Here is a 6,563-nt window from a genome sequence, read left to right on the forward strand (position 1 = left end):
CCCCCGACGTGCGCGCACACCCCTCGCCCGCGAACGAGTCCTCCGCTGAGGAGCCCCCCGCGCCCGCTGCCGATGAGGCTTCCGCGGGCGCGTCCGCTGGAGCACCCGAGGGCGGCGAGCACGTAGGCAAGACGGGCCGTAACCTTCCCTTGGCCGTCGCCGTAGGCGCCGCTCTCGGCGCCTTGGTGCTGCTCTCTCTCTACACGGTCAAGGCGATCTTCCTTGCCGTCATGGTCGTGTTCCTCTTCCTCGGGATGCGGGAACTGGCCGAGGCGTTCCGGAGCCGCGACATCGGCGTCCCGTTCATCCCGTTGGCGACGGGCATGGTCGGCGCACCGGTCGTGTCCTACGTGTGGGGGCCGACGGCCACGGTCGCCGCGGTCTCCCTCACCATCCTCGCGCTGCTGATGACGCGGATGCTGGACGGCTCCGACGGCTACGTGCGGGACGTCGCCGCAGGGTCGCTTCTGGCCGGCTACCTAGTGCTGATGGGCGGAATCGTCGCGCTGCTCATGCGGCCCGACGACGGCGACCACCGCACCGTCATCTTCATCGCCATCACGGTCGCCAGCGACACCGGCGGCTACTTCGCGGGGTCCTTCCTGGGCAGGCACAAGCTGGCGCCCACGATCAGCCCGAAGAAGACGTGGGAAGGCGTCACCGGCTCGGCCGTCATGTGCATGATCGTCGGTGGCTGGCTGGTGTGGTGGCTGCTGGACGGCGGCCAGATCTGGCAGGGCGTGCTGGTCGGCCTCGCGGCCGTGGTCACCGCCACCGCGGGCGACCTCGTCGAGTCGATGGTCAAGCGCGACCTCGGCATCAAGGACATGGGAACGCTCCTGCCGGGCCACGGCGGAGTGATGGACCGTCTCGACTCCCTGGTCGCGACGGCTCCCGTCGTCTGGCTCCTACTGGAGCTGTTCGTCCCGAGCTAGCGGGCGCCAAGGCACGACTCGGGCGTCAGACAGGGCGTCAGACGCCCCGGACTCGGGAGGGAGCCGGGGCGTCAGGAGACGACCCACGACCTTCCCTGCTGGGCGAGGCGCCGGATGAGCGCGTCCGATCCCTCGCTCTTGGCGTAGCGGTGTTCCTCACCGGTGATGGGCACGAGCCAGAGCCACCGGACGGGATCGCCATTGAGCGTGAACCCCGTCAAGGCTGGGCCTTGAGGGCCGGCCAAACGGCTCGGATCGTCCAGCAGGAGCACGCCCTCCCACTTCGCCTCGTCGCCGCCGAGGGGGAACGTGCGGGCCTCGTGGTACCACTTGACGACGTCCCCTGGGGCGAACCAGGTCACAGACCGCCACGGGTACTGCGCCAGCCACGGGAAAATGCTGCCGGCGCGCTGGCTGGGGAGGGTGCTCGCGACGGCCAGTTCGATCCGGCCGAATGGGGCGACGTCGTCCTCGTAAAGTTCGACGGTCGGCATCCGCTGGCGGCACATTCCGACCGTGCTCATCACGGTGAACTCGCGGTCGCCCCGTGCGGGACGTTCGGACACCCCTACGGTCGGGGCCACGCCCGTCCGCGTGCTGCCCAATTGCCGGCCGACATCGTGCCAGTAGTGGCCACCTGGCCCGAGCCGTTGCAGCAGATGGCCGAGCACTGCCTGCTGGAAGTCCGCCCAGGAGTCGTCCGCACGGCACAGCTTCCAGTGCTCGCGCGCACGGTCGATCCGTGGCCCGAAGTCCTCGATCTCCTCGTCCAGCGGGAAGGCGAAAGGGCTCTGGCGGGTCGCGTCGCGGGCGTATCCGGGGATGCCGCGCCCCATGTCGGACCAGCCGGGGATGACGAACAGCGCGTCGCCCGCCTCAAGGACGGCCACACCGTCGCCCTCCTCGAACCAGACGACCTCCATGCTTCCGGCGTCGAGTTCCTTGCGTCCCTCCGGATGGCGAACATGGGACTCCGGCAGGAGCGGGGCACGGCCCGCCTCCAGCCGGGACCGGTCGAGCTCTGCCGGGGCCTTGCGGTGGTTGCCGACCCACGTTGCGCCGACCACCGAGTCGCGCGCGTCCTTCAGGTAGGCCGCGGTGACGTCACCGTCGGTCTCGATGATGAGCCGCCGACTGCCGTAGGGGCTGGCAGCGGCGTGGACGACCGTGGCCTTGGCTCCCCGGGACGGGGCGGCGCCCTTACGCAATACCGACATGATCGGCACCTTAGTCGCACACAAGGTCATGTGCAGGAATGTCGTCGTAGACATCGAGCGGCGTTGCCGCAGCACCGGACGCGGTGGCGGCGGACGGACGATGCACACGGGCTTGTTTGCGACACTGGAGGCACCATGTCTGCTACCCAGCCCGCCACCGCCGGCCCCGCGTCCGGGAAGACCCCGGCCAAGCTCGTCTTCGCCGCCCCCAGGCGCGGTAAGCCGCCGAGGCATCTTGCCGACCTCACCACCGCGGAACGCCGCGAGGCCGTCGCCGAGCTGGGGGAGAAGCCGTTCCGCGCGGACCAGCTGTCGCGGCACTACTTCGCCCGGCTGGTCGACGACCCGGCGAAGATGACGGACCTGCCGGCCGCCGTCCGCGAGCGTCTCGTGTCCGAGCTGCTGCCGTCGCTGCTGACCCCGGTACGGGAGATGGACTGCGACGGTGGCACGACGCTGAAGACCGTCTGGAAGGCGTTCGACGGCGTGCTGTTCGAATCGGTGCTGATGCGCTACCCGGACCGGGCGACGATGTGCGTCTCCTCGCAGGCTGGGTGCGGCATGAACTGCCCCTTCTGCGCGACCGGTCAGGCAGGGCTCACCCGCAACCTTTCCACGGCGGAGATAGTCGAGCAGGTGACCGCGGGCGCGCGCGCACTGGCGCGTGGGCGCATCCCCGGCGGGCCCGGACGTGTCTCCAACATCGTCTTCATGGGTATGGGGGAGCCACTGGCCAACTACAAGGCCGTGATAGGCGCGGTACGCCGCATCACCGACCCGGCACCCGCCGGCTTGGGCATCTCCCAGCGTTCGGTGACGGTGTCAACGGTCGGGCTAGTACCGGCGATCGAGAAGCTCGCCGCGGAGGACATGTCGGTACGGCTGGCGGTGTCCCTGCACGCACCCGATGATGAACTACGCGACGACCTCGTCCCGGTCAACAACCGCTGGAAGGTCGCCGAAGTCCTGGACGCCGCCTGGGCCTACGCGGAACGCAGCGGCCGGCGCGTGTCGATCGAGTACGCCCTCATCAAGGACGTCAACGACCAGGCGTGGCGGGCGGATCTCCTCGGCAGGCTCTTGCGCGGGAATCTCGTACACGTCAATCTGATCCCGTTGAACCCGACACCGGGTTCCAAGTGGACCGCGTCCCGGCCCGAGGACGAGCGCGAGTTCGTCCGCCGCCTGGAGGCCCACGGGGTTCCGGTGACGGTGCGCGACACTCGGGGCAGGGAGATCGACGGGGCCTGTGGTCAGCTGGCCGCGGCGACCAAGGACTGAGCGCGCCGCGGGCGTGTCACCGCCGCCCCGCGGCCGCGCTGATGCGGGCTGAGGAGCACGGTACCGGTGAAGACGGGTGCGGGGCTGCCGGTGGTATTGCGCGGCTACGACCGCGGTCAGGTGGACGCACTGCTGACGAGGATCTCGCGGGCGCTGAACGGCGGGCCGCCGATGTCCGCGGACGAGGTGCGGGGCATCCGGTTCGACGTCGTCCTGCGCGGTTACGACCCCCGCTCCGTCGACGAGCTGGTCGGCGAGTGCATCAGGGAACTGCAGGCGAGGGCGCCGATCAGGGAGCGGCCGGGACGGTCACGCGCCCAGCCCGCCTGGCTGATCAACTGGATCCAGAACGCCCGCTTCTCGGGCGCGGGCGTCCGCTCCGGCTACGACGTCCGGGACGTGGACGCGTTCCTGGACCGGGTGATCGCCGGCCTGCGCGGTGCGGCGCCGCCGGTGACCGCCCGCGACGTGCGGGAGAGCGCGTTCCGCGTCGTCCGCCTCGGGCCCGGCTACGACGAGCAGGAGGTCGACCGCTTCCTGCTGCAGCTCGCGAGCGCCCTCGAACGCCGCTGACGAAGTTATCCACATGTTCGCGGGACGCTGCGCGCCGCTCCCGCGCCAGGTGAGGCTACGTGCATGGATCACTTCGCGGAACAGTACGCCCGCCTCCGAGCGCTCTTCGCCGCCTTCCTGCCCCCGGAGGTCACCGCGGCCCTGCTGCCCCTGGCCCGCCGGGCGCTGAGGCTCGGCGCCGAAGGCGGCGCACCCGTCGACCTCGGCGGCGCCCCGCTCCTGCCGCCCGGTGAACCCTGGCCGCGGTGGAACGAACGGCCCCTGGACTTCCTCGGCGCGATCGACTTCGCCGACCTCGCCCCGTTCGGGGAGATCTCCGGAATCCCGTCGTCGGGCAAGGCCGCCTTCTACTACGCCAGCGACATCCCGCGCCCCTGGGGCGACGCGGCGGCGCAACGCGACGGCTGGCGCCTCTTCACCGGCGACCTCCGTGAAGCGGCCCCACCACCCAGCGCCTTGACCTACCCCCGGACGCGCCTGCACGCCACGCCGTTCCTCTCCCTGCCCTCGCCTAAGGAGCCCGCTGTGCGCCGGCTGGAGGCCACCTACAGCGGTCTCCTGCCCGTCTACGAGCAACTGCACGCCGTCTGGTCGCAGCACATCTGGCCCCGCGAGATGCCCGCCCACCAGCTGGGCGGCTGGCCGGCCCTGGTCCAGCGTCCCCTCGGCCCCGACTGCCTGTACGCCTCGACGGGCCGCCCCCTGGACTCCGTGGCCCCTCCGCCCCTGCGCCCGGACGAGGAGCACGCCGTGGACGAGTGGCGTCTCTTGCTCCAACTCGACTCCGACGATCGCCTCGGCTGGTACTGGGGCGACCCTGGCCGCGTCTACTTCTGCTCCAGACCGGACGATCCCCTCGAACAGACCTGGCTGACCCTCCAGGCCGCCTGACGCCCACTCCGGGGCGCTGTGACGCCGGGGGAGAATATGGCCATGGGTGATTCGAAGGTGTGCCTGTTCTGCGAGATCGCCAAGGGGGAGCGCCCCGCGCATGTGGTGATGGACGCGCCGGACGCCATGGCGTTCCTTGATACGAGGCCGCTCTTCAAGGGGCACACGCTGCTCATCCCGCGCGTGCACTACGAGACCCTCACGGACCTGCCCGGCGAGATGCTCGGCCCGTTCTTCGGCCACGCCCAGCGCCTGGCGGCCGCGATGGAGTCGGTGCTGGAGGCGGCCGGCTCGTTCGTGGCGATGAACAACCGCATCAGCCAGAGCGTCCCTCACCTGCACGTCCACGTCGTCCCGCGCAAGCCCAAGGACGGACTCCGCGGCTTCTTCTGGCCTCGGCAGAAGTACGCCTCGGACACCGAAGCCGCCGACTACGCCACCCGCCTGTCCACCGCCATCCCCACCCCGTAGATCCAATCCGGGCGGGACCCCGGGGCGGAGGCGGTGACGGGTCAGGTCAAGGCTGACAGGAGGGCTAGCAAGGGGTTCGCCGGGTCGGTGTCGGTGAAGTCGGTGGGAGCTGCGGCCTCCAGGGCGGCGGCGTGTTCGTAGAGGTCTCGTTCGGCACGGTCCAGGACGGTGCACAGCACGTAGTCGGTGACCGTCCAGCCGGCCAGCTCGGCCGCCTTACGGATCACGAGGAGCTGTTCCGCGGACAGCCGCAAGGCGATGTGATCGTCGGTGTGGGGGGCGGGAAGGTCCTGGCGAACCGACTCAGACATGGCCGGTCTCCTTCCATGCGGCATTTCAAAGTACGCCCGGGGGACATGTCGGGGCATCCCCACAGAGGACGAGAATCACCACGCCGGGAACTATCCGGCGGACACGGCTACGACCCGCGTCCAAGAGGGTGCGTAGGGGTCCTCGACGACCGCCGGCACGGCCGGACGGCGGAGGGAGTGATCTCTGCGCTGGTCGCGCGGCCCGGGGGCGGCCGGGGCTGGGTCAGTCGGGCGACTCGTCTATGGTGCCGAAGATCACGGAGGAGACTTCCAGGTAGAGCTGCTCCGGGTACGGCATGAAGTTGACGGCGCGGATGGCCTGGCTCTGCCCCGCGGACTCGGTGAGGAACTCGCCGTAGCCGAGCATCCGGCCGACCATCGAGCGGTTCAGCGTGATGTCGGTGACCTTGGACAGCGGCATCATCGCGACGTTGCGGTTGAGCACTCCCTTGACCAGCATCACCCGGTGCTCGGTGACGAGGAAGAACTCCAGCGACCAGGCGATGATCTTCCACAGCAGGTAGCCGAGCGTGGGCAGCCACAGCCACCAGATCCACAGGACGCCGGTGACCACGGCGATCGCGGCGCAGGCGACCAGTCCGCCGACGACGAGCGCGACCGAGGGGATGAGGACGGCGGGGTGGTGGCGGACGGCGATGACGCGTCCCTCGTGGGACATGAGGTACTTGTCGACGGTGCGCGACGAGCTGTCGTGCTGCACCATCATGTCCTGCAGGTTCACGGCTGCGTCCTCGTCAAGATCCGGGTGGTTCAACGGTAGCCGACGCGGCGGCGCCGCCGCAGTAAGGGAAGCGGGGCCTTGCCGGAGGGGGAGCGGCGGCTGATGATGATCGTCATGGACGGCGTTGGGGACGCGGGCGGGG

General features: G+C 70.2%; 8 protein-coding genes. 5 read left to right on the forward strand and 3 right to left on the reverse strand.

Annotated features, from left to right (window positions below; all coding sequences use genetic code 11):
- Positions 1–8 precede the first annotated feature (8 nt).
- The gene (locus E1289_RS35545) at positions 9–935 is read left to right on the forward strand and encodes a phosphatidate cytidylyltransferase (RefSeq protein WP_131988247.1); all 927 of its coding nucleotides are present in this window, start codon (positions 9–11) and stop codon (positions 933–935) included.
- A 71-nt stretch (positions 936–1,006) separates the two neighbouring features.
- On the opposite strand, the gene E1289_RS35550 is transcribed toward E1289_RS35545, so the two are convergent.
- A complete protein-coding gene (locus E1289_RS35550; protein WP_131988235.1) occupies positions 1,007–2,152 on the reverse strand; it encodes a suppressor of fused domain protein in 1,146 nt (381 codons plus the stop codon).
- Positions 2,153–2,287: 135 nt separating this feature from the next.
- Here E1289_RS35550 and rlmN point away from each other — a divergent pair, with 135 nt between their 5' ends.
- The 4 genes from rlmN to E1289_RS35570 all read left to right on the forward strand — a co-directional run bounded on the left by rlmN (position 2,288) and on the right by E1289_RS35570 (position 5,368).
- Positions 2,288–3,433, forward strand: coding sequence for a 23S rRNA (adenine(2503)-C(2))-methyltransferase RlmN (gene rlmN / locus E1289_RS35555; protein WP_131988237.1), 1,146 nt, complete (start codon positions 2,288–2,290; stop codon positions 3,431–3,433).
- A 66-nt stretch (positions 3,434–3,499) separates the two neighbouring features.
- Entirely contained in the window at positions 3,500–4,006 is a 507-nt protein-coding gene (locus tag E1289_RS35560) for a DivIVA domain-containing protein (protein WP_131988239.1), read from the forward strand.
- Positions 4,007–4,069: 63 nt separating this feature from the next.
- Positions 4,070–4,897, forward strand: coding sequence for a YwqG family protein (locus E1289_RS35565; RefSeq protein ID WP_131988241.1), 828 nt, complete (start codon positions 4,070–4,072; stop codon positions 4,895–4,897).
- Between the two features lie 42 nt (positions 4,898–4,939).
- Entirely contained in the window at positions 4,940–5,368 is a 429-nt protein-coding gene (locus E1289_RS35570) for an HIT family protein (protein ID WP_131988243.1), read from the forward strand.
- Between the two features lie 41 nt (positions 5,369–5,409).
- Here E1289_RS35570 and E1289_RS35575 read toward each other — a convergent pair whose 3' ends face one another.
- Both E1289_RS35575 and E1289_RS35580 read right to left on the reverse strand, forming a co-directional pair.
- Positions 5,410–5,679 carry a DUF1778 domain-containing protein gene (locus E1289_RS35575; protein WP_165970760.1) on the reverse strand — a complete coding sequence of 90 codons (270 nt, stop codon included), beginning with the start codon at positions 5,677–5,679 and terminating at the stop codon, positions 5,410–5,412.
- 223 nt (positions 5,680–5,902) lie between these two features.
- Positions 5,903–6,421 (reverse strand): PH domain-containing protein, encoded by a 519-nt coding sequence (locus tag E1289_RS35580; protein WP_243713401.1) that lies wholly within the window; start codon positions 6,419–6,421, stop codon positions 5,903–5,905.
- Between the last annotated feature and the right edge of the window lie 142 nt (positions 6,422–6,563).

The organism is Actinomadura sp. 6K520 (assembly GCF_004349245.1).
Classification (GTDB): Bacteria; Actinomycetota; Actinomycetes; order Streptosporangiales; family Streptosporangiaceae; genus Spirillospora.

Excerpts from the sequence above, each read along its gene's own strand:
- E1289_RS35550 (WP_131988235.1), bottom strand. The coding sequence starts at position 2,152 with ATGTCGGTATTGCGTAAGGGCGCCGCCCCGTCCCGGGGAGCCAAGGCC.
- rlmN (WP_131988237.1), top strand. The coding sequence starts at position 2,288 with ATGTCTGCTACCCAGCCCGCCACCGCCGGCCCCGCGTCCGGGAAGACC.
- E1289_RS35565 (WP_131988241.1), top strand. The coding sequence starts at position 4,070 with ATGGATCACTTCGCGGAACAGTACGCCCGCCTCCGAGCGCTCTTCGCC.
- E1289_RS35570 (WP_131988243.1), top strand. The coding sequence starts at position 4,940 with ATGGGTGATTCGAAGGTGTGCCTGTTCTGCGAGATCGCCAAGGGGGAG.
- E1289_RS35575 (WP_165970760.1), bottom strand. The coding sequence starts at position 5,679 with ATGTCTGAGTCGGTTCGCCAGGACCTTCCCGCCCCCCACACCGACGAT.